General features: G+C 64.2%; 18 protein-coding genes. 5 read left to right on the top strand and 13 right to left on the bottom strand.

What is annotated here, in order from left to right:
* Window positions 1-92: 92 nt before the first annotated feature.
* From X733_RS142990 to hutI, 6 genes are all read right to left on the bottom strand, one after another.
* On the bottom strand, window positions 93-8,672 hold the full coding sequence (locus tag X733_RS142990) for a glucoamylase family protein (protein ID WP_023819564.1): 8,580 nt from the start codon (window positions 8,670-8,672) through the stop codon (window positions 93-95).
* Window positions 8,673-8,985: 313 nt separating this feature from the next.
* A complete protein-coding gene (locus X733_RS142995; RefSeq protein WP_023819563.1) occupies window positions 8,986-9,564 on the bottom strand; it encodes a HutD family protein in 579 nt (192 codons plus the stop codon).
* 12 nt (window positions 9,565-9,576) lie between these two features.
* Window positions 9,577-11,247 carry a urocanate hydratase gene (gene hutU / locus X733_RS143000; protein WP_023750482.1) on the bottom strand — a complete coding sequence of 557 codons (1,671 nt, stop codon included), beginning with the start codon at window positions 11,245-11,247 and terminating at the stop codon, window positions 9,577-9,579.
* A gap of 28 nt (window positions 11,248-11,275) precedes the next feature.
* On the bottom strand, window positions 11,276-12,088 hold the full coding sequence (gene hutG, locus X733_RS143005) for an N-formylglutamate deformylase (protein ID WP_023819562.1): 813 nt from the start codon (window positions 12,086-12,088) through the stop codon (window positions 11,276-11,278).
* A gap of 1 nt (window position 12,089) precedes the next feature.
* Entirely contained in the window at window positions 12,090-13,628 is a 1,539-nt protein-coding gene (gene hutH, locus X733_RS143010) for a histidine ammonia-lyase (protein WP_023819561.1), read from the bottom strand.
* A complete protein-coding gene (gene hutI / locus X733_RS143015; protein WP_023819560.1) occupies window positions 13,625-14,860 on the bottom strand; it encodes an imidazolonepropionase in 1,236 nt (411 codons plus the stop codon). Before hutI ends, hutH begins: the two co-directional genes overlap by 4 nt.
* An 88-nt stretch (window positions 14,861-14,948) precedes the next feature.
* Between hutI and X733_RS143020 the strand changes: the two genes are divergently transcribed.
* On the top strand, window positions 14,949-16,301 hold the full coding sequence (locus tag X733_RS143020; RefSeq protein ID WP_023819559.1) for a formimidoylglutamate deiminase: 1,353 nt from the start codon (window positions 14,949-14,951) through the stop codon (window positions 16,299-16,301).
* Window positions 16,298-17,038 (top strand): histidine utilization repressor, encoded by a 741-nt coding sequence (gene hutC, locus X733_RS143025; RefSeq protein WP_023819558.1) that lies wholly within the window; start codon window positions 16,298-16,300, stop codon window positions 17,036-17,038. The genes X733_RS143020 and hutC overlap by 4 nt, the downstream gene beginning before the upstream one ends.
* Window positions 17,039-17,185: 147 nt before the next feature.
* Here hutC and X733_RS143030 read toward each other — a convergent pair whose 3' ends face one another.
* Window positions 17,186-17,530 (bottom strand): RidA family protein, encoded by a 345-nt coding sequence (locus tag X733_RS143030; protein ID WP_023672906.1) that lies wholly within the window; start codon window positions 17,528-17,530, stop codon window positions 17,186-17,188.
* A 207-nt stretch (window positions 17,531-17,737) separates the two neighbouring features.
* On the opposite strand from X733_RS143030, the gene X733_RS143035 reads away from it, so the two are divergent.
* Window positions 17,738-18,076 carry a TIGR01244 family sulfur transferase gene (locus X733_RS143035; RefSeq protein ID WP_023819557.1) on the top strand — a complete coding sequence of 113 codons (339 nt, stop codon included), beginning with the start codon at window positions 17,738-17,740 and terminating at the stop codon, window positions 18,074-18,076.
* A gap of 219 nt (window positions 18,077-18,295) precedes the next feature.
* Here X733_RS143035 and X733_RS143040 read toward each other — a convergent pair whose 3' ends face one another.
* Complete coding sequence (locus tag X733_RS143040; protein WP_023715237.1) at window positions 18,296-18,763, bottom strand: Lrp/AsnC family transcriptional regulator; 468 nt, start codon at window positions 18,761-18,763, stop codon at window positions 18,296-18,298.
* A 139-nt stretch (window positions 18,764-18,902) separates the two neighbouring features.
* On the opposite strand from X733_RS143040, the gene hppD reads away from it, so the two are divergent.
* Together hppD and X733_RS143050 are read left to right on the top strand one after the other, a co-directional pair.
* Complete coding sequence (gene hppD / locus X733_RS143045; RefSeq protein ID WP_023819556.1) at window positions 18,903-20,018, top strand: 4-hydroxyphenylpyruvate dioxygenase; 1,116 nt, start codon at window positions 18,903-18,905, stop codon at window positions 20,016-20,018.
* Between the two features lie 57 nt (window positions 20,019-20,075).
* Window positions 20,076-20,300, top strand: coding sequence for a type II toxin-antitoxin system Phd/YefM family antitoxin (locus X733_RS143050; RefSeq protein ID WP_023672910.1), 225 nt, complete (start codon window positions 20,076-20,078; stop codon window positions 20,298-20,300).
* 3 nt (window positions 20,301-20,303) lie between these two features.
* Here the strand turns inward: X733_RS143050 and X733_RS143055 are convergent, their stop codons facing one another.
* Genes X733_RS143055 through hmgA form a run of 5 tightly spaced genes read right to left on the bottom strand, consistent with a single transcriptional unit; the run spans window position 20,304 to window position 24,369 of the window.
* A complete protein-coding gene (locus X733_RS143055; protein WP_023819555.1) occupies window positions 20,304-20,840 on the bottom strand; it encodes a DinB family protein in 537 nt (178 codons plus the stop codon).
* Window positions 20,837-21,133: a hypothetical protein gene (locus X733_RS143060; RefSeq protein ID WP_023689625.1), complete on the bottom strand. Its 297-nt coding sequence runs from the start codon at window positions 21,131-21,133 to the stop codon at window positions 20,837-20,839. The genes X733_RS143055 and X733_RS143060 overlap by 4 nt, the downstream gene beginning before the upstream one ends.
* 14 nt (window positions 21,134-21,147) lie before the next feature.
* Window positions 21,148-22,161 carry a fumarylacetoacetate hydrolase family protein gene (locus tag X733_RS143065; protein ID WP_023805052.1) on the bottom strand — a complete coding sequence of 338 codons (1,014 nt, stop codon included), beginning with the start codon at window positions 22,159-22,161 and terminating at the stop codon, window positions 21,148-21,150.
* A complete protein-coding gene (locus X733_RS143070) occupies window positions 22,158-23,045 on the bottom strand; it encodes an MBL fold metallo-hydrolase (protein WP_023672914.1) in 888 nt (295 codons plus the stop codon). Before X733_RS143070 ends, X733_RS143065 begins: the two co-directional genes overlap by 4 nt.
* Before the next feature lie 10 nt (window positions 23,046-23,055).
* Complete coding sequence (hmgA, locus tag X733_RS143075) at window positions 23,056-24,369, bottom strand: homogentisate 1,2-dioxygenase (protein WP_023819554.1); 1,314 nt, start codon at window positions 24,367-24,369, stop codon at window positions 23,056-23,058.
* Window positions 24,370-24,402: the final 33 nt, after the last annotated feature.

Here is a 24,402-nt window from a genome sequence, read left to right as displayed (position 1 = left end):
TTTCGGGAAGGCACGCCGTTCTGCGCCAGGAGCATGCCGAAGTAGAAAACGCGCCTCGAAAGGCGCGCGTCAATAACCTGAAGCCTTTGATTTTACGAGGGTATCTTGACGACCACCTCGGTCTTGTCGCCGGCTTTCGGCTGAAAACCGGAACATTTTGTCTTGGTTCCATTGACTTCGAGCGAGATGGATTTGGCCTTTTTGTCGCGGATGACGCGAACCTTGATCTCCGACCCCAGCATCTTCAGCGTGGCAGAATAGCCGTCCCAATGGCTGGGCAGTTTCGGCCGGAACGTGATCTGCTTGCCCCGCCGCTCAATGCCCAGAATGCCTTCGACCGCAGCACGGTAGAGCCATCCCGCTGAGCCCGTATACCAGGTCCAGCCGCCGCGACCGCCCTTGTCCTCACCGGAATAGATGTCGGCGGCGACGACGTACGGCTCGACGCGATAATGCTCGGCCGATGCATCGTCGAGCGCATGGTTGACCGGGTTCAGCATCGAGAAGCAGCGATAGGCATCGTCGGTGCGGCCCATTTCGGCGAGCGCGATCACGAACCAGGTCGCCGCATGGGTGTACTGGCCGCCGTTCTCGCGCACGCCCGGCGGATAACTCTTGATGTAACCAGGGTCCTTTCTCGTGTTCTGGAAGGCCGGGGTAAACAGTTTGACGATCTTGAGCTTGTCGTCGACCAGCAGGTTCGTCGCCTGCTGCATCGCCGTGGTCGAGCGCGCGGGGTCGCCCTCGCCGGAGAGCACGCTCCACGACTGCGCGATGGAGTCGATCTTGCACTCGTCCGAATTGTGCGAGCCAAGCGGCGTGCCGTCATCGTAGCTGCCGCGGCGATACCACTGGCCGTCCCAGGCGGTGCTTTCCAGCGCCCGCTTCAGCACATCGGCGTGTTTTGTCCAGGCCTGCGCCCGCTTGGTGTCGCCCTGCCCCTTGGCCACGGTGGTAAAGTCGCCCAGCGTCTTCAAAAGGAACCAGCCAAGCCAGACACTCTCCCCCTTGCCGGCTTCGCCGACGCGGTTCATGCCGTCGTTCCAGTCGCCGCCGAGGATCAGCGGCAGCCCGGCCGGGCTGCTGCGCTTGACCGCAAGGTCGAGCGCGCGCGCGCAATGGTCGTAGAGCGAAGCGTTCGTCTTGGAGATTTCCGGCGTGAAGAAGGCGTCGTGCTCGCCCTCGCCCAGCACCTGCCCGTCGATGAAAGGCAGCTGCTCCTTCAGGATCCCTGTATCGCCGGTCACCTCGATGTAGCGATTGGTGGCATGCGCCAGCCAGACCACATCGTCGGAGATCATGGTGCGCACGCCGGCGTCGGTGCGCGGCAACCACCAATGCTGGACATCGCCTTCGGGGAACTGCCGGCGCGCCGCATTGAGGATCTGGTCGCGCGCCAGTTTCGGATCATGCGCAAGCAGGGCCAGCGTGTCCTGCAGCTGGTCGCGGAAGCCGAAGGCGCCGCTTGCCTGATAAAAGGCCGAGCGGGCGCGGATGCGGCAGGCCAGGCTCTGATAGGGCAGCCAGTGATTGACCATGGCGTCGAGCGCCTTGTCGGGCGTCTCGACCTGGATGGTGTCGAGGAAGCCGCGCCAGACGCGTTCATTATCGGCCAGCCGCTGGTCGAAATCCTTGCCCGAATGGGTCTGCACCAACGCGCTCGCTTCGGCTGATGTAGCGGCGTCGCCAAGCAGCCAGACCAGCGTGACGTCGCCGCCGGCAGGGATGTCGATGTCGCTGGCGACAGCTGCGCACGGATCGTCGCCGGCCTCGACGCGGCCCGACAGGCCGGCGCCGCTGACGACAGTGTGCGGGAAGGCGCTGGTGCCGTGCCTGCCGATGAACTCGCCACGATCGGCTGTCACCGAATGCACCGGACCGGTGGCGGCCAGGAAGGCCACCCGGTCGCCGAAATCGAGACCGTAGGGGTTTTGCGCCAGAAGCGCGCCGGTCGCTGGATCCCTGGACGGGATGATGGTCGCAGCAGTGCTCGAGCGATGGCTGCCGAGAACCCATTCGGCATAGGCATAGACGCGCAGCCGCGCCGGCGCCGAGCCTGAGTTCTGGATGCGCAGCCGCGTGATCTTCACTGGATCGACGGGATCGACGACGTGCGTCAGATCCATCGACAGCGGGCCGCGTTTGGACCGGAAGGTGGAGAAGCCCTGGCCGTGCCATGTCTCATAGGTCATCGAGGGATCGCGGACCACGGCAGCCAGCGGCGAGAATGCCTTGCCGCTGGCCTGATCGTAGATGTAGATGCCCTCGCCCGGCCGGTTGGTGACCGGATCATTCGACCATGGCGTCAGCTGGTAATCGCGGCTGTTGCGGCTCCAGGTGAAGGCAGCGCCTTCGGCTGAGACATGGAATCCGAACGAGGCGTTCGAGACGACGTTGATCCAGGGCTGCGGCGTCGAGCGCCGCCCGGCAAGGCGGGTGACATAGTGGCGGCCGTCGCCCTCGAAACCGCCAAAGCCGTTCCATTGGCTGAGGCCGCTGCCGTCGGCGCTGCTGTCGGACGCGGCATGGTATGCAGGCGCCGCCGGCACCGGCAGAGACGGCTCGCGCAGCGACGCGGGGGCCACCGGCTGCAGGGCATCGCGTGCTTGCAAGGCTGCCGCCTCGGCGCGTTCGATCTGGTCGAAGATGGTGCCGTTGCGCGTGTGCAGAACCACGCGGGCAACCGCCAGCAGCGTCTTGTACGTCGCCTCGTCCATCAGGTCGCGGCGCACGGCGAAGATGTGCTGGCGCGGCCCGAGTTCCTTGCCGCGCAGGCGGCTGTTTTCGCACAGCGTCTCGACCGCGCGCTGCAGATCCTGGACATAGGACGATGCCTGCTCGTTGACGACCACGAAGTCGATCATCATGCCGCGGGCGCGCATATACTCCTGGAAGCGCAGCGCCTGGGCGACAATTTCGAGGTCGGCCACGTCGCCGATGCGGACCAGGAAGATCGGGAAATCGCCCGAAATGCTGGTCGGCCACAGGCTGGACTGCTTGCCCAGCCCCGAAGCGATGGATTCGCCGGGCAGGCGCAGGAACGGATCGGGATAGATCAGGAAGCGCGCCAGCTTCTGCACGTTGGCGGCGTCGGTCAGGCTGAGACCAAGATGGCGGGTCTGCACCTGCGAACGCGTCCAGGCAAGCATCGCCTGGCGAGCAAAACTTTCGGGATGGTCGAGCCTGGCGATGGCCTCGTCCAGTTCGGCGCGGTTGGCGCCGACGGCGGTCCAGAAGGTCAGCGATATCTTCTTGTTGGCCGGCACCCGCACCTGGCGGCGCAGGGCCGCTACCGGATCGAGGGTGAAGCCGTGGTGACCGCCAAGCTTGGCGCCGGGATCGAAGGCCGCCGCTTCCGCGATGGTACGGCCACGGCCGATGAAGGCACGGCGGTCGGTTTCGGCCTCGGCATCGCGCGCCGACCCGGACGGATCGGTGACGAAATGCACCATGGTGACGTCAGGCTCGTTCTTCTCGCGCTTGCGCCTGGTGGCAAAGATGGCGCCGTTGTTGGCAGCGATCTCGGTCTCGATAAACATTTTCGAGAACGCAGGATGGGCATTGTCAGAGGCTTCGTTGCCCAGCACCAGCTCGGCAAAGGAGGTCACCTCGATATGCCGGTCAGTGGCGCCGTCGTTGTAGAGCGTGACGCGCCGTCCCTCGCCATTGCCTTCCGAGATGACGATGCATTCGACCTCCGAACGCAGCGAGCCCACTGTTTTGACGAAGCTCGCCTTGTCGTCGGAAAACAGCGTTTGCACTCTCTCGCCGGTCGCCTGCTTCGGCTCTGCGGTGGCCGACCACCAGTCGCCGCTGCCGGCGTCGCGCAGGAAGATGTAGGAGCCGAGCCGGTCTTCGGTCGGGTCGGGCTGCCAACGGGTGACGGCGAGTTCGCCCCAGCGGCTGTAACCGGAACCGGTGGCCGAGACCATGACGGAGTAGCGGCCATTGGACATGACGCTGGTGGCGCGCAACGCCCTCAGCGGGTCGAGGATAATGCGCGAGTCCGGGCTCTCGACCTCGGTCTCGTCCTTCGAACGCTCGTCGGCTTCGGTCCTGACCGTGGCGGTCGGGATGTCGCGCGGCGCCCTCTCCTGCAGCAGGAGTTCGGCAGACTCGATCACCGGATCGCTGTGGAAGCGGTCGCGCAGCCGGCCCTCGAAGATGGCGTCGGCAACGGCGGCGATCGACATGCCGGAGTGATGCGCCATGTAGTTCAGGACAACGGCATGGTCGGTGCCTTCCGGCACGCGCTGCGGCGTGAAGTCGACGGCGTCGTAAAAGCCATGCCGGCCGAGAGCGCCGATGGAGCGCAGCCTGGCCAGATTCTGGACGGATTCGCGCGGTGTGAACTGCGCCGCGAGGATCGTGGCGTAAGGCGCGATCACCGTGTTCTGGCCAAGGCCGCGCTTGAGACCAAGTCCGGGCACGCCGAAATTGGTATACTGGTAGGTCAGTTCGCGGTCGCGGGCATTGTAGGCCGCTTCCGAAATGCCCCAGGGCACGTTCTTCGAACGCGCGTACTGGATCTGGCGCTTGATGATCAGCTTGCTGGTCTGGTTGAGGATCGACCCCTGCGGCTCCTTCATTACCAAAGGCGGCATCAGATACTCGAACATCGAGCCCGACCAGGACATCAGCGCACCCTGGAAGCCGATCTCGACGATCGGCCTTCCAAGCCGGAACCAATGCTCCGTCGGCAGGTCACCCTTGGCGATGGCGAACAGGCTGGTCAGCCGCGCCTCGGAGGCGAGCAGATCGTAGCAGCTCTCGTCGAGCTGGTGCTCCTCGACCCGGTAGCCGATCGAGAGCAGTTTGCGCTCCTGACGCATCAGGAAAGAGAAATCCATCTCGAAGGCATAGCGGCGGCAGCGTTCGCGCAGCGCCAGCAGCTTGGCGCGCAAGGCTTCGACGGCGTTTTCGTCGCTGTGCGAGTCATGCACATGCGCCTCGCAGGTCGCTTCCAGCCGGGCCGCCCAGTCGGCGATAATGTCGCTCCGCTGCGATCCGGCCTCGGTGTGGATGGCGGTGGCGAGCTTGCGGATCTCGCCGGCAAGCACGGCCAGGTTGATCGTGCGGATCGAGGCCATCTCCGGCTGCGCCTTGATGGTCATGACGGCGCGCCGCATGCCATCGAGGCGATCGGCCAGACGCTGGCGCAACGGCCGCAGTTGCCGGCGGTCGTCAGGCAATTCCTCGAGGCTCTCGTCGAGGATACTCACCGTGTCGAGGACGCCTTCGAAATCGCCCTGCAGGTGAACGGACGGGGCTTCCGCCCATTCGGCGCAGGCAGCCGCCACCGCGACCAGATGTCCGGCGAGATTGCCGCTGTCGACGGCGGAGATGTAGAGCGGATAGAGCGGTTTGAGCGTCGTGGTGTCGTACCAGTTGAAGAGGTGGCCACGGTTGCGCGGCATGCTCTCGATGGTCGTCATCGTGGCGTCGATCCGGGTGATGGCGTCGGAGAGCGCAATCCAGCCGAAATCGCGTGCCGACACCACCGACAGCAGGTAGACGCCGATATTGGTCGGCGACGTCCGCGGCGCTACAACGGGCGCCGGGCTTTCCTGGAAATTGTCGGGCGGCAGATTGTGGTGCTCGGCCGTGACGAAGGTTTCGAAATAATGCCAGGTGCGGCGCGCCACGGTGCGCAGCGCGTGGATGTCGGCCTGCGATATGCGCAGGCGGTCCTCGGTCTCGGCCGAGCGGCTGATCCAGCAGGCAACCGCCGGCGAACCGATCCAGAACAGAGCGAAGAAGAAGGCGACGAAGGCACCGGTGGAATCGGCCAGCACGGGGATAGCGAGACCGACGACGCCGATGATCACGGCGCCATACATCATGCTGTAATAGGAGCCGATATCGTTGTCGCCGCCCTTGTGCGCCTGCGACGCGGTGCGCCATTCCAGCAGGTTCTGGCGGCTGACGAACAGGCGGTAGAGCGTGCGCACGATGGCGTCGCCCATCATCCAGGCATTGTGCGCCATCAACAGCACTTTCAGCGCCACAAGGGCCGTGCCGAAGACGGTGTCGTGCGCCAGCGCGGAGAAATGGCCGCGCGGCGTCTGGTCGCCGCTCTTGGGCAGGATGGCGTTGACGACATCGAAGGTCGGCGCCATGAACAGCGACAGGATCAGCAGCGCCTGCCACTGCGCGGCCTGCGTGAAGGGCAGCAGCGTCCAGCCGGCGATCGCCGCCATCACCCAGAAGATCGGGGTCAGCGAGCGGCGCAGATTGTCGACCATCTTCCAGCGCGACAGCGCCGGCACGCCGGAACGCGGCGAGAAGATGAAGCGCAGCAGCTGCCAGTCGCCGCGCGCCCAGCGGTGGTGGCGCGAGGCGTCGACCGAGTAGCGGGTAGGATAGTCCTCGACCAGTTCGACGTCGGTGACAAGTGCTGCGCGCGCCAGCGCACCTTCGAGCAGATCGTGGCTGAGGACGGTGTTTTCCTCGATGCGGCCCTGCAGCGCCGCCTCGAAAGCGTCGACGTGATAAAGGCCCTTGCCGGTGAAGGAGCCGTCGCTGAAGACGTCCTGGTAGAGATCCGAGACGGCAAAGACGTAAGGATCGAGACCGCTGTTGGACGAGAAGACGCGCTGGAAGAAAGAAGCGTCGTCGCCGCTGGTGAGCGAGGCTGTGATGCGCGGCTGCAGAATGGTGTAGCCGGCGGTAACGACGCGCTTTGTCGCGTCGAAATGCGGGCGGTTGAGCGGATGGGCGAGCTTGCCGACCAGTGACGACACGGCGTCGCGCGTGGTGCGCGTGTCGGCGTCGAGCGTCATGACATAGACGACCTTTTCCGGCAGCGGCACGTCGAGCGGCAGGAAGGTGGTGTCGCTGTCGCCGCGCAAGAGAAGGTTCAGCTCATGCAGCTTGCCGCGCTTGCGCTCCCAGCCCATCCAGGCGCCCTGCGCCTGGTTGTAGAGCCGGCGGCGATGCAGGATATAGAAACGCGGCGCGCCTTCCGAGGGATAACGGGCATTGAGCCTGGCGATCTCGTCGCGCGCATATTGCAGGATCTCGATGTCGGCGGCGTCGATCTCGGTCTTGGAATCCGGCCAGTCGGACAGCAGCGCGAAATGGATTTCTTCGGCCGTGTTGGCGAGGTGATGCACCTCGATGTTGCGGATGTTTTCCTCGACATCATCGCGCGAGCCGATCAGCGACGGCACCACGACCAAGGTGCGTGATGCCGCTGGAATCCCGTGCTTGTAATCATAGCCGACGAGCCGCGTCGGCTTCAGGAACAGTGAAACAACGGTGTTGAAGAAGGCGAGCGCGCCTTCGCTGGCAGGCACCGCAAACAGCGCCAGCATCAGCGTGATGGATTCCACCGACAGGCCAAGATGGGCAAGCGCATTGCCGGAGACAACCAGCAGTAGCACCGTAAGCAGGAAGACCGGCACAACGATGCCGAGCCAGCCCGTGGCGGTGAAGGCGCGCTTGAAGGTCACATGGAAGGGCGGCCGGTAGCCGATCGCCTCTTCCAGATCCGGCCGGCGCGGGCCGACCAGGAAGAAGCCGACATCGGTATGCATGGCCGGATCGGCTGATGCATCCGGCACGCCGGAGGCATCGGTGACGCCGGGGACATGGCTGGCCAGTTCGATGGCCTTTTCGGCGACACGGAATTCGGACAGGTCGGAGCGGCGCGCCAGTTGCTCGATCGACGTGCGGTACTGGTCGCGCGAAAAGAAATCGAGCGCGGCGAAATCGGTGCGCTCGCGCAAGAGCGTGTCGATGCGGCTGACGCCCTCGAACCACACCGTCCAGTCGACGTCGTTGATGAGGCGCAGGCCGCGGATGATGTTGCCGGTGGTGACATTGCCGCTGGACAGCGTGCGATGCTCGGAAATGATGATTTCCTCGGCGTCGGAGCCGGTTTTCTCGAGCTCGACCTCCAGCCATTCCAGCGCCCTGCCGGCATTCTGCGAGCCGTCGCGCAGGCGGTAGAGCAACTGGGTGGCGAAGGTGGTGTCCTGCGCATGCGCGCCGTAGCCCGACAGGATCTTCCGGCGGTCTGCATTGTCGTCGGTCGCCAGCACGCGGTCGGCGACCTCGTTGGCGATATGGCGCATCTGCCTGGTGCGGTCGACGCGCACGGCGATGCGGCGCAGATTCTCGATCAAAACGAAGCGCAGCAGCGACGGCAGCGCCCAGAGCTCGCCGATCTTGAGCGGCTCGACCGACTGAAAACCCTCGACGATGGATTTGAACATGGTCGCCGAAACCGAACTGTCGGAATGGGCAACATAGCTCCAGGCCAAGGCCAGCGCGCGCGGCACTGCGGCGCGATCGGCCACTTCCAGGGTCGGCAACTGCCGGTAGAAACGGCGCGGCAGGTCGCGCTTCACCTGAAAAATGGTCTCCTCGACGAGATAATTGTTGTCGAGCAGCCATTGCGCGGCAGGCGTGATGGTTTCGCCCTTGGCCTGGGCGGCATTGGTCGAGCGGTAGACTTCGAGGATTTTCTTTGCGCTGTCGCGGATGCGGGCCTGGAAATCGAACTGCGTCAGGCCGAACAGGTCCTTGATGTCGCCCTTGGCGAGGCTTTCGCCCAGCGCGCGCAGCCGCTCTTCGGGCAGGAAATTGGAGCGTATCGGCTCTTCGGTGATGACCGGGAAGCCGGCGCTGGACTTTTCGATATGGGCAGGATTTGTCTGGATATTCATTGAAAATTCCGCATGGGGGACGCGATGCGGCGCCACCGCCACGGCAATGTCCCTAAAACCGATTCAAATGCAATTGGTTGCATGATTACACTGGCCGAAAGTTTTGCTTCGCACCACGCCAGAGGCGTTATCCCTTCGACATTTTAAGTGGGGCTTTCGACAACTCAAGGACGAGCACCCCTGCCCTCCCGTCCGCCTTGGAACGACGGAAGGATTCGGGCTTTTTCGTGATCCAGACAACAGCTTACGCCAGATTTCTCCGGCGTGCGATCATGTTTGGCAACAGGCGTTAATCGTTGTGCTGGCGGTGCGGCTAGCCCAGGCTGGCTATCCGGACGACGAACACGATCGTCGGCCGCACCGGTTCAAGCCGCAGTTTCGCGGCCTGCGGTCCGAGCAACAGCGTGTCGCGAGGTCCAAGGCGCGACGATGTCGCGCCGGTCACGCCGACCTCACCGTCGAACGGCAGGATCAGGGTCATAGCGCTGGTCGGCCGGATATCGGTCGGAACCGAGAACACCAGGCGCTGGACCGAGTGCGTTGCCCGCCCGCGGCGGGTCATGACGTTGAGGTCGGTGATCGGACCGGAGATCAGCGCGGCCGTGGTCGGCACATCGGCCGGGAAGGACAGCGGGGCGGAAGCCGCCGTCACTTCGGCCGGCCGCCGGCCAGCAATGTCGAGGACGATGCCCTCGCCTTCCAGCACGGCCAGCGTGCGGTCGACGCCGGCAAAGCCCGAGAACGGCCCGCTATCCTCGACTCGCGCCATCGAAACGCGCCAGTCGAAATCGTCCAGGCCGGCGCCGTCCGGCAAGACGGCGATCTCGGTGGTCGTGCCGCCGCCATTCTTCCACGGCATGACCCGGTAGTCGGCGGCCCGTAGGATGCGCATCATTTAAGCCAATCAGCCTAAAATACCGGGCAGATTGAGCTGGTGCTCCTTCGCGCACTCGATGGCGATGTCGTAGCCGGCATCGGCGTGGCGCATGACGCCTGTCGCCGGATCGTTCCACAACACGCGCTGCAGGCGCCTTGCGGCGTCCGGCGTGCCGTCGGCGACGATGACCATGCCGGCATGCTGCGAGAAGCCCATGCCGACGCCACCGCCATGATGCAGCGACACCCAGGTTGCGCCCGACGCGGTGTTGAGCAACGCATTGAGCAGCGGCCAGTCGGAGACGGCGTCGGAGCCGTCCTTCATCGCTTCCGTCTCGCGGTTGGGCGAAGCCACCGAGCCGGAATCGAGGTGGTCGCGGCCGATGACGACGGGCGCCTTGAGTTCGCCCCTGGCCACCATCTCGTTGAAGGCGAGCCCCAGCCTGTGGCGGTCGCCGAGGCCGACCCAGCAGATGCGCGCCGGCAGGCCCTGAAAGGCGATGCGCTCACGTGCCATGTCCAGCCAGTTGTGCAGATGGGTGTTGCCGGGGGTGAGTTCGCGCACCTTGGCGTCCGTCTTGTAGATATCCTCGGGATCGCCCGAAAGAGCAGCCCAGCGGAACGGGCCGATGCCACGGCAGAACAGCGGCCTTATATAGGCCGGCACGAAACCCGGGAAGGCAAAGGCGTTCTCGAAGCCTTCGTCCTTGGCGACCTGGCGGATGTTGTTGCCATAGTCGAGCGTCGGCACGCCGGCGTTCCAGAAATCCACCATCGCCTCGACATGCTCGCGCATCGAGGCGCGGGCGGCCTTCTCGACAGCCTTGGGATCGGAGACGCGCTTCTCGCGCCACTCAGCCATCGTCCAGCCCTTGGGCAGGTAGCCGTTGATCGGGTCATGCGCCGAGGTCTGGTCGGTGACCATGTCGGGGCGGATGCCCCGCTTGAACATTTCCGGCACGATGTCGGCCGCATTGCCGAGCAGGCCGACCGACTTCACCTCGCCGGCCTTGGTCCAGCGCTCGATCATTTCCATCGCTTCGTCGAGCGTCTCGGCCTTCTCGTCGACATAGCGGGTGCGCAGCCGGAAATCGATCGAGTCCGGGTTGCATTCGATGGCCAGGCAGCAGGCGCCAGCCATGACGGCGGCAAGCGGCTGGGCGCCGCCCATGCCGCCGAGGCCACCGGTCAGAATCCATTTGCCCCTAAGATTGCCATCGTAGTGCTGACGGCCGGCTTCGACGAAGGTCTCGTAAGTGCCCTGCACGATGCCTTGCGTGCCGATATAGATCCAAGAGCCGGCCGTCATCTGGCCGTACATCATCAGGCCTTTTTTATCGAGCTCGTTGAATTTGTCCCAGGTCGCCCAATGCGGCACGATGTTGGAGTTGGCGATCAGCACGCGCGGCGCATCGGTGTGCGTCCGGAAGACGCCGACCGGCTTGCCGGACTGGACCAGCAGCGTCTCGTCTTCATTGAGGGTCTTCAACGAGGCGACGATGCTGTCGAAATCGTTCCAGGTGCGCGCGGCCCGGCCGATGCCGCCATAGACGACGAGCTCATTGGGGTTTTCGGCGACATCGGGATCGAGGTTGTTCATCAGCATGCGCAGCGGCGCTTCGGTCGTCCAGTATTTGGCGTTGAGCTTGTCGCCGCGGGGCGCGCGCACTTCGCGGATGTTGTGGCGAGGATTGTTCATCATTGTCCCTTTGGAGTAAGGCGGCGTCTCAGCGCCCGGCCCAGTCAATGGCGGATTGGAGGATTTTCGTCAGTGTGGCGCGCATCGGCGCGGCGAACTCGGCATCATAAGGCACCGGCCAATTGTCCGGTTCGCCCTTGCCCTCGGGCTCGCGCAAATAGCCGCGATCGGCAAGTTCCATTTGCAGCGCATGGTAGCCGCCTGGCGGATTGCCGAAATAGCGGGTGATCCAGCCGCCCTTGAAACGACCGTTGATGACATTGCTTTCACCGCTTTCGGCCATGATCTGGCCGACCAGCGCCTGAAGCATTGGGTCCGCGGTCTGGCCGTCATTGGTGCCGAGATTGAACACCGGCAGCGTGCCATAGAACAGCCGCGGCAGCACCGAACGGATCGAGTGGCAATCGTAAATGACGACCTTCTCATGCAGGCCGCGCAGCCTGACGGCCTGGGCCGCCAGCATTTCATGGTAGGGCACGAAATACGCTATGCGGCGCTGGTCTATCTCCGACGGCGTCGGTTCCGCGCCGGGCAGATACAGCGGATCGCCGTCGAAGGTCTCGGTCGGGCATAGCGTCGTTGTCGTCTGCCCGGGATAGAGCGAGGCGCCGGAGGGATCGCGGTTGACGTCGATGACGGTGCGCGAGATCGACGTGTGCACGACAGTCGCGCCAAGGCCGGCGGCAAAATCGTAGAGATTGTCGATCCACCAGTCGCAATCGCGGCGGCCGAGCCAGGGCGAGACCAGCCGATTGTCGATGCCGGCGAGATCGATACCCGTGTGCGGGATGGACACCAACAGGGGTGCCGTGCCTTCCGTCACTGTCAGCCAGTCGGTCATGTCAGACTCCCGAGATCGAAGGCAATGTCACCGCGCTCGCAGCCTTGATGGCAGCGCCGCTGCGCACCATGGCGATGGCTTTTTCCATATCGGGATGGAAATGTCGGTCATTGTCGAGATGCGGCACTTCTGCTCGGACCAGTTTGCGCACGGCTTCAAGGGCTACGCTCGATGCCAGCGGTGCATGGAAATCGCAGCCCTGCGCGGCGGCCAGGAGTTCTATGCCGATGACGGCTGTCGCATTCTCGACCATGCCGATCAGCCGGCGCGCGCCGTGTGCGGCCATCGAGACATGGTCTTCCTGGTTGGCCGAGGTCGGGATGGAATCGACGCTTGCCGGATAGGCCTTCTGCTTGTTTTCGGAAACGAGTGCCGCCGCCGTCACCTGCGGGATCATGAAGCCGGAGTTCAGGCCGGGCTTCGGCGTCAGGAAGGCCGGCATGCCGGAGAGTGCTGGGTCGACCAGCATGGCGATGCGGCGTTCCGACAGCGAGCCGATCTCGCAGACGGCGAGCGCGATCATGTCGGCGGCGAAAGCCACCGGCTCGGCGTGGAAATTGCCGCCTGAAAGCGCAGTATCGTCCTCGGCGAAGATCAGCGGATTGTCGGTGACGCCATTGGCCTCGGTGCCGAGCGTATCGGCGGCCTGGCGCAGCACGTTGAGCGCCGCACCCATCACCTGCGGCTGGCAGCGCAGGCAGTACGGATCCTGCACGCGCTCATCGCCGACGCGGTGCGATTCACGAATGGCGCTGCCGGCCATCAGGTTGCGCAGCGCTTCCGCCGTCTCGATCTGGCCGGGATGTTTGCGCAGGAGATGGATGCGCCGATCGAAGGGCGCGTCCGAGCCCTTGGCAGCGTCGGTCGACAGCGCCCCGGCGACCAGCGCCGACTGATACAGCACTTCGGCCTCGAACAGAGCGGCCAGCGCGTAGGCGGTGGAAAACTGCGTGCCGTTGAGCAGCGCCAGACCTTCCTTGGCGCCGAGCGTCACGGGCTCCAGGCCGTGCGAGACGAAAGCGACCTTGGCCGGGAAGCGGCCATGCGGTGTAAAGCATTCGCCGACGCCGATCATCACCGCCGTCATGTGCGACAGCGGCGCGAGATCGCCGGAGGCGCCGACCGAGCCCTGCGCCGGCACCATGGGGATGACGTCGTTGGCCAGCATCGCTTCCAGCAACTCGATGGTTTGCGGCCGTACGCCCGACGCGCCCTGCGCAAGGCTGGCGAGCTTCAGCGCCATCATCAGCCGAACCACCGAAACCGGCATCGGCTCGCCGACACCGGCGGCATGCGACAAAACGATGTTGCGTTGCAGGGTCTCTAGATCCTCGGCCGGAATGCGGACGCTGGCCAGTTTGCCGAAGCCGGTGTTGATGCCGTAGACCGGCTCACCCTTGGCGACGATGCGGGCGACTGCCTCGGCGCTGGCCTTGATTTTTGGCCGGCAGGAGGCGTCGAGCTTCGGCATGGCGCCACGATAGATAGCGCGCCAGTCGGCCAGCGTCGCATTGCCGGGCTTCAGGTTAAGTTCGGTCATTGTCCTCTCCAGATGCGGGCATGGAGCGGGTTGAAGCCCATGCGGTAGACGAGTTCGGCCGGACGCTCGATGTCCCAGATCGCCAGGTCGGCGGATTTTCCTGCCTCAAGCGTGCCGGTCTTGCCAAGCAGCCCAAGCGCGCGGGCAGCCTCGCGAGTGGTGCCGGCCAGGCATTCCTCGACGGTCAGGCCGAAAAGCGTCGCTGCCATGTTCATGGTCAGCAACAGCGAGGTCAGCGGCGACGTCCCGGGATTGTTGTCGGTGGCGACCGCCATCTTGACGCCGTGCTGGCGGAACAGGCCGACCGGCGGCTTCCTGGTTTCGCGGATGAAATAATAGGCGCCGGGCAGGATGGTCGCCACGGTGCCGGCCTTGGCCATCGCTGCGGCGCCGGCCTCGTCGGTGTATTCGAGATGGTCGGCCGACAGCGCGCCATAGCGGGCGGCGAGTTCGGCGCCATGCAGGTTCGACAGCTGGTCGGCATGGAGTTTGACCGGCAGGCCAAGCGCCTTGGCCTTGTCGAAGACGCGGGCAATCTGTTCCGGCGAAAAGGCAATGCCCTCGCAAAAGCCGTCTACGGCGTCAGCCAGGCCCCCGGCGGCGATTGCGGGCAGGATCGTGTTGGCGACGAGATCGACAAAAGCGTCCTTGTCGCCTTTTGCTTCCGGCGGCAGCGCATGCGCGCCGAGGAAGGTGGTGCGGACCGTGACCGGGCGTTGCTTGTCCAGCTGCCGCGCGGCGCGAAGCGACTTCTGTTCATGTTCGAGATCGAGCCCGTAACCCGACTTTACCTCTACCGTGGTGACGCCCTCGGCCATCAGCGCATCGAGGCGTGGCAGCGTCTGCGCAACCAGTGCGTCTTCGCTCGCGGCACGCAGGGATTCGACCGAGGAGACGATGCCGCCGCCGGCACGGGCGACTTCTTCATAGGTGGCGCCGGCCAGCCGCATCTCGAACTCGTTGGCACGGTTGCCGGCATGGACGAGATGGGTGTGGCAGTCGATCAGGCCGGGCGTGATCCAGCGGCCTTCGCAATCGGTAGTCTCGCCGCCCTGAGCCAACGCTGACGGCATGTCGGCTTCCGGGCCGGCATAGACGATGATGCCGTCACGGGAGACGATCGCGCCCTTTTCGACGATGCCAAGTCCGGCAACGCCTTCGGCCATGGTTGCCAGGCGCGCATCACGCCAAAGCTGAAGGCCCCCTGCCCGGCTTTTGTCTTGTGCCGCCATCATCTTTTTCCGTTGCTTGGATGGCGATTATGTATATACATATTGAAACGCGCTGCAAGTGCATTGTTTATGGAATTCGGAGAAAAACGTGACGGCGATCTTTGCGGAACAGGCGCTGCTGACCGATGGCTGGCATGACAAGGTGCGGATCGTCGTCACGGACGGTCGCATCGCAACCGTCGAAGTCGACACGTCGCCGCGGAGCGGTGACGAACGCCACGCCATTCTGGTCCCCGGCATGCCGAACCTGCACAGCCACGCCTTCCAGCGCGGCATGGCCGGGCTTGCCGAACTGCGCGGTCCCTCCGCCGACAGCTTCTGGAGCTGGCGCGAGGTGATGTACCGCTTCGCGCTGTCGATGACGCCGGACCAGGTCGAGGCGGTCGCCGCACAGCTTTACGTCGAGATGCTGGAGGCCGGGTTCTCGCGCGTCGGCGAGTTTCATTATCTCCATCACGATCGTGACGGAAAACCCTACGCCAACCTTGCCGAGATGGCCGAGCGCATTGCCGCTGCGGCTGGCGAGACCGGTATCGGCCTGACGCTGCTGCCGGTGTTTTATGCCCATTCTTCCTTCGGCGGCGCTGCGCCCAACGAAGGCCAGCGGCGATTCATCAACGATGTGAATCGGTTCGAACGCTTGCTTGAGAAAAGCCGCGAATCGGTTCGTGCGTTGAATCAGGCTGTCGTCGGCGTCGCCCCGCACAGCCTGCGCGCCGCGGCGCCGGAGGAACTCAGCGCTGTTGCCGCCATTGCGCCGGACGGACCGATCCACATCCATGTCGCCGAGCAGGTGAAGGAGGTCGAGGATTGCCTGGCGTGGTCGGGTGCGCGACCGGTCGAATGGCTGCTCGCCAATGCCGGGATCGACAAGCGTTGGTGCCTGATTCACGCCACCCACATGACCGAGGCTGAGACATCCGGCATGGCCAGAAGCGGCGCCATTGCCGGGCTTTGCCCGATCACCGAGGCCAATCTCGGCGACGGCACCTTTTCAGCACCTCTGTTCATCGAACATGGCGGCCGCTTCGGCGTCGGCTCGGATTCCAACGTGCTGATCGGCCTGCCGGATGAATTGCGCCAGCTCGAATATTCGCAGCGCCTCGCACACCGCGCCCGCAATGTGCTGGCGGTGGCCGGCGGCTCGACCGGGCGGGCTCTGTTCGACGCCGCCCTCGATGGCGGCAGCACCGCACTCGGCGCCGGCCCGTCGCGGATCGCCGCCGGCGCCGCGGCTGATTTCGTCTCCCTCGACGAAAACCATCCTTCGCTGGCCGGAAAAAGTGGCGATGAGATCCTCGACGCCTGGATCTTTGCCAATGGCGGCAAGGTCGATTGCGTCTGGGTGCACGGAAAAAAACAGGTCAGCGGCGGCCGGCATGCAGCGCGTGAGACGATCGCCGAGCGCTTTCGCCATGTGATGACGGCGCTTTCGGCATGAGCATATCAGAGACAGCGGCGGTGGAAGGCGGCGGTTCGCTGCACCAGCGCATCCTGTCCGACATCAGCGAGAAAATAATGTCCGGCGCCTGGGCGCCGGGTCACCGTATCCCGTTCGAGCACGAGTTGACGGCCGAATACAATTGCTCGCGCATGACGGTGAACAAGGCGCTGTCGCAGCTGGCCAAGGCCGGGCTGATAGAGCGCCGCCGCCGTTCGGGCAGCTTTGTCCGCCAGCCGCAGTCGCAGGCCGCGGTGCTGGAAATCCACGACATCAGGATCGAGGTTGAGTCGCTTGGCCTGGCTTATCGTTACGAGCGCTTGGCGCGGCAGAAAAGGCGCAGCAGCGCCGAGGATCGCGCCTTGCTGGAACTGGACGCAGCCGGACAGGTGCTGGCGCTTGAATGCCGGCATTTCGCCGGCAAGCGGCCGTTCGCGCACGAACAGCGGCTGATCAATCTCGCCGCCGTCGCGGAAGCCGCCGAGGAGGAGTTTCTCGACATCGCCCCCGGCCCTTGGCTGATCGGCCGCGTGCCATGGAGTGAGGCCGAGCACCGCATCCGCGCGGTGGCGGCCGACAGGCGTATTGCCGAAGCCCTCGACGTCGCAACCGGCGCGCCCTGCCTGGTAGTCGAGCGCCGAACCTGGAGCGCCGAGCACCCGGTGACGCAGGTGAGGTTCACCTACGCCGCGGAGAGCCACACGCTGGTGGCGCGGTTCAGGCCTTCGCAGGGGTAGCTCCTTTACCCTCCCCCTTGTGGGGAGGGTCGCTGCGAGGCAGCGGGGTGGGGGTCTACAAATCGAACACCGCGATCTTNCGGCGCCAGCCCCCCACCCGGACCTTCGGTCCGACCTCCCCACAAGGGGGAGGTAGAAGGCTGCACTTTAAATCGCCGCCGTAACGATAATCTCGACGGTGTATTCCGGCCCTGCAAGCTTGGCCTCACCCGTGGCGCGGGCGGGCGTGTTGCCTTGCGGGACCCACTTGTCCCATTCCTTGTTCATCTCGGCGAAGGTGCCCATATCGGCCAGCCAGATGATCGCCTGCAGGATCTTGGTCTTGTCGGTGCCGGCCTTGGCCAGCAGTTCGTCGATAGATGCGAGGATCGACCTGGTCTGTTCGCCAACGCTGGCGCCGGGCGTTCCGACCTGGCCGGCGAGATAGACGGTGTTGCCGTGGATGACGATCTGGCTCATGCGCGGGCCAACATCGATGCGACGAATGCTCATGGGATGGTTCCTTCGTTTGTCGGTGCGCCTGTTTAGAGTCGCTGCCGCCTCCGGGCAAGGCCAACAGCGCGAAACCTCTTGAGCCTGGGTTGGATCTTGGGCCGCAAATGTCTATCTGCGCCGAGGGATTTCTTTCCGGCGCGGATTGCCGACCTCGTGTGAGAGTGGCAAGACTTCGCGCCAAACCAGATTGCGAGGATGAGAGCCATGGAATATCGCGAAATCAGCGACGACTATTCGGTCTCGGGCCAGATCCAGCCCGAAGATGCCGCCGCCATCAAGGAAGCCGGTTTCAAGAGCGTGATCTGCAACCGGCCGGATGACGAGCAGCCCGACCAGCCTTCGGCCGACAGCGTCAAGGAGGCGGTCGAAGCCGCGGGGCTGGCCTTCCGTTACATCCCGGTGATCAGCGGCCAGATCACGGCCGAGAATGTCGAAGATCAGGCCGAAGCGCTCGACGCGCTCGAAGGCCCGGTGTTTGCCTATTGCCGCTCCGGCGCGCGCTGCACCAATCTCTACGGGCTGATTCAGCAGTCCAAGGGGTGAGCATCCTGAGGCGCTGGCGATCCCTCACACCCCCCTCTGTCCTGCCGGACATCTCCCCCGCAAGGGGGGAGATCGGATGTCGCCTTCGCTCTTCGCCAATCGCCGACGTTGCAGGATGAGCGCTGGACTAAGCTGCTGATCTCCTCCTTGCGGGGGAGATGGCCGGCAGGCCAGAGAGGGGTGCTGTCCCGCCGACGTATCAACTGAAACTCTCTCAAACTAGATCGGTAGCGCGCCGGTCTCCTTCAGCGTCTCCAACACGATCGCCGTCTTCACATGCTGCACGGATTCGTGCGGCAGGAGCACACCGTTGACGAATTCCGACAATGATTTCAGATCGGGCGTCACCACCTTCAAGATATAATCCATCTCGCCGGTCAGCGCGTGCGCCTCCTGCACCTCCGGCAGCCGCGCCAGCAGCTCGCCGAAGCGCCTGGCATTGTCGCGGTTATGGGTGGCGAGCGTCACCGAGATGACATTGACCAGCGAGAATCCAAGCTTGTCGCGGTCGAGCACGGCCCGATAGCCCTTGATGAAGCCGTCTTCCTCCAGCCGCTGGCGGCGGCGCGAGCATTGCGATGCCGACAGGTTCACGCGTTCCGAGAGGTCGTTGTTGGTAAGCCGCGCGTCGCCCTGCAAGAGAGCCATTATCTTGCGGTCGAATTGGTCTATGCGCGCGTCATCCATGGATTTATCCCCAATCATGCATGAATTACGCACGAGATGATCATTTCAAGCGTTTGAATGCAAGCACCGTGCGGCCGCTCCGCGCTATCATGCGTCATCTTGTGGTCCGATGCGGCCACCATCCGTTTGGAGGAATGCCATGGGTCCCTTCCCGCACGACGCACCGCCCGCCAAGATCAGCAAGGAAAACCCCGCCGGCACCGACGGTTTCGAGTTCGTCGAGTTCGCCCATGCGGAGCCGCAGAAGCTCGCCGAGCTGTTCACCCGCATGGGCTATGTCGCGGTGGCCAAGCATCGCACGAAGGACATCACCGTCTGGCGCCAAGGCGACATCAACTATGTGGTCAATGCCGAGCCCGGCTCGCATGCGATGAAATTCGTCGACAAGCACGGCCCCTGCGCCGCCTCGATGGCCTGGCGCGTGGTCGATGCAAAGCATGCGTTCGAGCATGCGGTATCGAAAGGCGCCACGCCCTACGACGGCAACGACAAGGCGCTCGACGTGCCGGCCATTGTCGGCATTGGCGGCTCGCTGCTCTATTTCATCGAAGCCTATGGCAAGAAGGGCTCGGCCTATGATGCCGAGTTCGAGTGGCTGGGCGAACGCGACCCGCGGCCGCAAGGCGTCGGCTTCTATTTCCTCGACCACCTCACCCACAATGTCTATCGCGGCCAGATGGACAAATGGTGGGACTTTTATCGCGAACTGTTCGGCTTCAAGCAGATCCATTTCTTCGACATCGACGGCAAGATCACCGGCCTGGTCAGCCGCGCCATCACCTCGCCCTGCGGCAAGATCCGTATCCCGCTGAACGAGTCCAAGGACGACACCAGCCAGATCGCCGAGTATCTGAAGAAGTACAATGGCGAAGGCATCCAGCATATCGCTGTCGGCACCGACGAGATCTACGCCGCCACCGACAAGCTTGCCGACAATGGGCTGAAGTTCATGCCCGGTCCGCCGGAGACCTACTACGACATGTCGTACAACAGGGTGAACGGGCATGACGAGCCGATCGAGCGGATGAAGAAGCACGGCATCCTGATCGACGGCGAAGGCGTGGTCGACGGCGGCATGACCAAGATCCTGCTGCAGATATTCTCCAAAACCGTGATCGGCCCGATCTTCTTCGAATTCATCCAGAGGAAGGGCGACGAAGGTTTTGGCGAAGGCAATTTCCGCGCGCTGTTCGAGTCGATCGAGCAGGACCAGATCAAGCGCGGCGTGATCAAGGTCGACGGGAAAGCGGCCTGAAACCCCGTTTGCGGCTCGATCGGCTTTGATCTAAATTTCGATCACAAGGGTCAAGCCGTGAACGTCTCCATAACCGAAGCAAAGGCCAAACTATCGGAACTCGTCGGCCGCGCGGAGGCCGGCGAGGAGATAGTCATCACTCATCACGGCAAGATCGCGGCGCGGCTCGTGCCACCAGTTCGAGAAGACTTGTTGTCGCGCATAGGTGCCCTGAAGGGCAAGATTTGGATTTCTGACGATTTCGACAAACTCGGCCCTGAATGGAACGAGTACACCAGATAAAGGTCAGAGGCCCAGCCGCACGACCTCTTCCCTCCTCACCTTCAAATCATAATCGAGCAAGAACTCGTCCAGTTGCGGCGGCGCGACTGACGTGCCGGAGAGCATCGCGTGCACCTGGCCGCGATGGTGGATGTCGTGCAGGAAGACATGACCGAGGATGTCGCCGATCTTTTCCGGGATCATGCCGTCCTCTCGCCGGTCGGTGATGACGCGGCGGTCGAGATCGTCCTCCGACAGGCCGTCGCAAAAGGCGATCAGCCGCCTGTCGGCCGCGGTCTGGGCAGCAAACAGTGCCTGCGGCTCATCGAACGGCACGTAGTCGTCATAAGCGGCCGCGCCGACGCCGCCCTCCTCCAGAAAATCGAGATAGAGATGATCGACCGCAAGGATGTGGTTGAGCGTCGCCTTGATCGACGGGAAGAAGCTTGTGCGTTCGGCTCCGAATTCGCCGGGCTTTAGCTGCAGCACGGCGCGATAGAGCCGGTCGTTCGACCAGAGATTGTTGCCGGCCATGCGGCTGAAATGCTCGAGCAGGGTCACGCGTTCATTCGTCTGATCAGGCCAATGCCAGCCGCCATCACCGCGAAGCCGGCGACAACAATCAGCAAAAGCCGGTTCATGCGCCGCCGCGTCGCCTGCGTCTCCTCGTCCCGCGCCACATTGGTGTTGGTGATGGTGTGGAACATCATCGCCTTGCGCGGGTAGCCGCTGCGGTTGGTCAGATCGGGCGAGCGCGCCTCGATGCGGTAGCTCAGCCGGATCGCCTGGATGAAGACCATCAGAATGGCCAACGCCCAGACGCCGGCCAGCAGGTAGAACGCCTCGCCCGTCATTGCATTGCCCCCTCTTATGCCTGGGACTTCTCGACCTTCTGCTCGATGGCGCCGAAGATCGAGTTTCCGCTTTTATTCTTCATCTCGATACGCACCGTATCGCCAAAGCGCAGGAACGGCGTCTTGGGCTCGCCAGACTCAATGGTCTCGATCATGCGCAGTTCAGCGATGCAGGAATAGCCGGCGCCGCCGGCCGCCACCGGTTTGCCCGGCCCGCCATCCAGCTTGTTGGAGACGGTGCCGGAGCCGATGATGGTGCCGGCAACCAGCGGCCGTGTCTTTGCGGCATGGGCAATCAGCGCCGGGAAGTCGAAGGTCATGTCGACGCCGGCATTGGCACGGCCGAACGGCTTGCCGTTGACGTCGGCGAGCAGAGGCAGGTTGACCTTGCCGCCATCCCAGGCGTCGCCGAGTTCGTCCGGCGTCACCGCCACCGGCGAAAAAGCCGAGGACGGCTTCGACTGGAAGAAGCCAAACCCCTTGGCGAGTTCGGGTCCGGTGAGCGCGCGCAGCGTCACATCATTGACCAGCATGACCAGCCGGATCGCAGCGCGCGCCTGGTCGAGGCTGGCGCCCATCGGCACATCGTCGACGACGACGGCGACCTCCGCCTCCATGTCGATGCCGAAGGCTTCGTCCGCCGCGCGGATCGGATCGCGCGGCGCGATAAAGGAATCCGAGCCACCCTGATAGATCAGCGGATCGGTCCAGAAGCTTGCCGGCATCTCGGCGCCGCGGGCTTTGCGCACCAGCTCGACGTGGTTCACATAGGCAGAACCATCGGCCCATTGATAGGCGCGCGGCAGCGGCGAATGGGCGTCATGCTCATGGAAGCGTGCCGACGGCACCGCATTGTTCTCCAGCGATTCGGCGATCGTCGCCAGGTGCGGCGAAATCCGCTGCCAGTCGTCGAGTGCCGCCTGCAGCGTGCGCGCCAGGAACGAGGCGTCGGTGAAGCGCGTCAGGTCGCGCGAGACGACGACAAGCTTTCCGTCGCGCGTCCCGTCCCTCAATGTGGCAAGCTTCATGCGGTTTCCTCTCCTGATGCGGCTTTGGCGCCGTCTAAGTTCACAACAAGGCCGTCGCGGGCAATCGTCAAGTCACCCGCCCACGATTTCCTGACGGCCGCCTCCCAGTCGGCCTCGCCGATCGCGGCATCATCGGCCGGAATGAGGTGGTTGAGCACCAGCCTCTTCACCCCGGCATCGCTGGCGATGCGACCTGCCTGCTCGGCAAATGAGTGGCTGGCAAGCAGATGCTCTTTCAGCCGCGCCCCGTTGCCGGTCCTGGCGACCAGCCGCTCGATGCCTTCTTCCAGCATGGCCTCATGGACGAGAATGTCGGCATTTCGGGCAAAGCCTGCGAGCGGCGGAAAGAAGGCTGTGTCGGCCGAGAAGACGATGCTTTTGCCAGCGTGGTCGAAACGCAGCGCGAAACAGTCCGTGACCGGCGGATGGTCGACGCGCAGTGCCGAGACCTTCAGGCCGCGCTGCGCAAAAATCTCGCCCTCGCCGAATTCCACGATCGAAGCCATTTCGCGAATGTCCGGCCTGCCCTCATCGACGATGCGAATTTCAATGTCGAACTCCATCGCCTGGCAGAAGCGGCGCCAGTATTGGCCGGTGCCGGGCGGTCCGAACAGCGTCACCGGGCTGGCGAGGCCGGCGGTCCAGGCGGTGTGGAGCAACGGACCCAGTTCCAGCACATGGTCGGAATGCAGATGGGTGATGAAGACCAGGTCGAGCGCCTTCAGGCTGACGGCGGAATCGACCAGGCCGCGCGTGACGCCGAGCCCGCAATCGACGACGATGGTTCGCCCGCCCAGTTCCAGCAGCGACGAACTCGGCCACGGCCCGCCCGGCCGCAGCGCCGGGCCGCCCTTGGAGCCGAGAAGCACCAGCCGGTCGTTCATCGGGCTGATCTCAAGACCAGTCGCCCTCCGGCGTGCCGTTGAAACGCTTCTTCAGATCGGTCCAGCAATCGATGTAATTGTCCTGCCTTGTTTCAAGCTCGGCGCCGTAGCGGGTGAGCATTTGCGGGAATCGGGTCTCGAACATGAAGGCCATGGTGTTGTCGAGCTTGACCGGTTTCAGCTCGGAGCGCGAGGCCTTTTCGAAGCCAGGCGCGTCTGGGCCGTGGGCCAGCATCAGATTGTGCAGGCTGATGCCGCCGGGCACGAAACCTTCCTCCTTGGCGTCATACTGGCCGTGGATCAGGCCCATGAACTCGCTCATGATGTTGCGGTGGTACCAGGGCGGCCGGAACGTATCCTCCGCCACCAGCCAGCGCGGCGGAAAGATGACGAAGTCGATGTTGGCAGTGCCTTCCTCGCCGCTCGGCGCCGTCAGCACGGTGAAGATCGACGGATCGGGATGGTCGAACAGGATGGCGCCGACCGGAGAAAACGTCGCCAGATCATACTTGTAGGGCGCGTAGTTGCCGTGCCAGGCGACGACGTCGAGCGGCGAATGGCCAATCTCGGTGACATGGAAATTGCCGCACCATTTCACCGTCAGCCGGCACGGCGTCTCCTTCTCCTCGAACCAGGCGCTGGGCGTCTTGAAGTCGCGCGGATTGGCGAGGCAATTGGCGCCGATCGGACCGCGGTCGGGCAGCGTCAGCTTGGCACCATAGTTTTCGCAGACATAGCCGCGCACTTCCTTGTCGATGAGCTCGACCTTGAACACCAGCCCGCGCGGCAAAACGGCGATCTCGCCGGGCCGCAGCTCGATGACGCCCATCTCGGTGACGAAGCGCAAGGCGCCGACCTGGGGGACGACCAGCAACTCGCCGTCGGCGTTGAAGAAATGATCGTCGACCATCGAGCGGTTGGCGACATAGACATGCGCCGCCATGCCGCTTTGGCCCAGCACGTCGCCGGCGGTGGTGATGGTGCGCATCCCTTGAATGAAATCGGTCGGCTCCTTCGGCATCGGCACCGGGTTCCAGCGGTACTGGCCGAGCGCCAGCTCGTGGTCGCCGACATTGGGAGCGGTCTTCCACAGGGGATAGCTCGCCGCCTTGAAGCGGCCGGTGTGTTTTACGCTCGGCCGGATGCGGTAGAGCCAGGAGCGCTCATTGGTGCCGCGCGGGGCGGTGAAGGGCGAGCCCGAGAGCTGCTCGGCATAAAGTCCGTAAGCCGGCCGCTGCGGGGAATTGCGCCCTTGCGGCAGCGAGCCGGGCAGCGTTTCGGTCTCAAAATCATTGCCGAAGCCCGGCATGTAGGAAAATTCCATCCGATCCTCCCTGATCCCGACCGCCGCGAAGCG

Origin of the sequence: Mesorhizobium sp. L2C066B000, from assembly GCF_000502335.1 — a bacterium.
Taxonomy (GTDB): domain Bacteria; phylum Pseudomonadota; class Alphaproteobacteria; order Rhizobiales; family Rhizobiaceae; genus Mesorhizobium.
This window is presented reverse-complemented; position numbering and strand designations above follow the sequence as displayed.

Excerpts from the sequence above, each read along its gene's own strand:
- X733_RS142995 (WP_023819563.1), bottom strand. The coding sequence starts at position 9,564 with ATGCGCATCCTACGGGCCGCCGACTACCGGGTCATGCCGTGGAAGAAT.
- hppD (WP_023819556.1), top strand. The coding sequence starts at position 18,903 with ATGGGTCCCTTCCCGCACGACGCACCGCCCGCCAAGATCAGCAAGGAA.
- hutU (WP_023750482.1), bottom strand. The coding sequence starts at position 11,247 with ATGAACAATCCTCGCCACAACATCCGCGAAGTGCGCGCGCCCCGCGGC.
- X733_RS143070 (WP_023672914.1), bottom strand. The coding sequence starts at position 23,045 with ATGAACGACCGGCTGGTGCTTCTCGGCTCCAAGGGCGGCCCGGCGCTG.
- hutH (WP_023819561.1), bottom strand. The coding sequence starts at position 13,628 with ATGACCGAACTTAACCTGAAGCCCGGCAATGCGACGCTGGCCGACTGG.
- X733_RS143035 (WP_023819557.1), top strand. The coding sequence starts at position 17,738 with ATGGAATATCGCGAAATCAGCGACGACTATTCGGTCTCGGGCCAGATC.
- X733_RS143060 (WP_023689625.1), bottom strand. The coding sequence starts at position 21,133 with ATGACGGGCGAGGCGTTCTACCTGCTGGCCGGCGTCTGGGCGTTGGCC.
- hmgA (WP_023819554.1), bottom strand. The coding sequence starts at position 24,369 with ATGGAATTTTCCTACATGCCGGGCTTCGGCAATGATTTTGAGACCGAA.
- X733_RS143030 (WP_023672906.1), bottom strand. The coding sequence starts at position 17,530 with ATGAGCATTCGTCGCATCGATGTTGGCCCGCGCATGAGCCAGATCGTC.
- hutC (WP_023819558.1), top strand. The coding sequence starts at position 16,298 with ATGAGCATATCAGAGACAGCGGCGGTGGAAGGCGGCGGTTCGCTGCAC.
- X733_RS143040 (WP_023715237.1), bottom strand. The coding sequence starts at position 18,763 with ATGGATGACGCGCGCATAGACCAATTCGACCGCAAGATAATGGCTCTC.
- X733_RS142990 (WP_023819564.1), bottom strand. The coding sequence starts at position 8,672 with ATGAATATCCAGACAAATCCTGCCCATATCGAAAAGTCCAGCGCCGGC.
- hutI (WP_023819560.1), bottom strand. The coding sequence starts at position 14,860 with ATGGCGGCACAAGACAAAAGCCGGGCAGGGGGCCTTCAGCTTTGGCGT.
- hutG (WP_023819562.1), bottom strand. The coding sequence starts at position 12,088 with ATGACCGACTGGCTGACAGTGACGGAAGGCACGGCACCCCTGTTGGTG.
- X733_RS143065 (WP_023805052.1), bottom strand. The coding sequence starts at position 22,161 with ATGAAGCTTGCCACATTGAGGGACGGGACGCGCGACGGAAAGCTTGTC.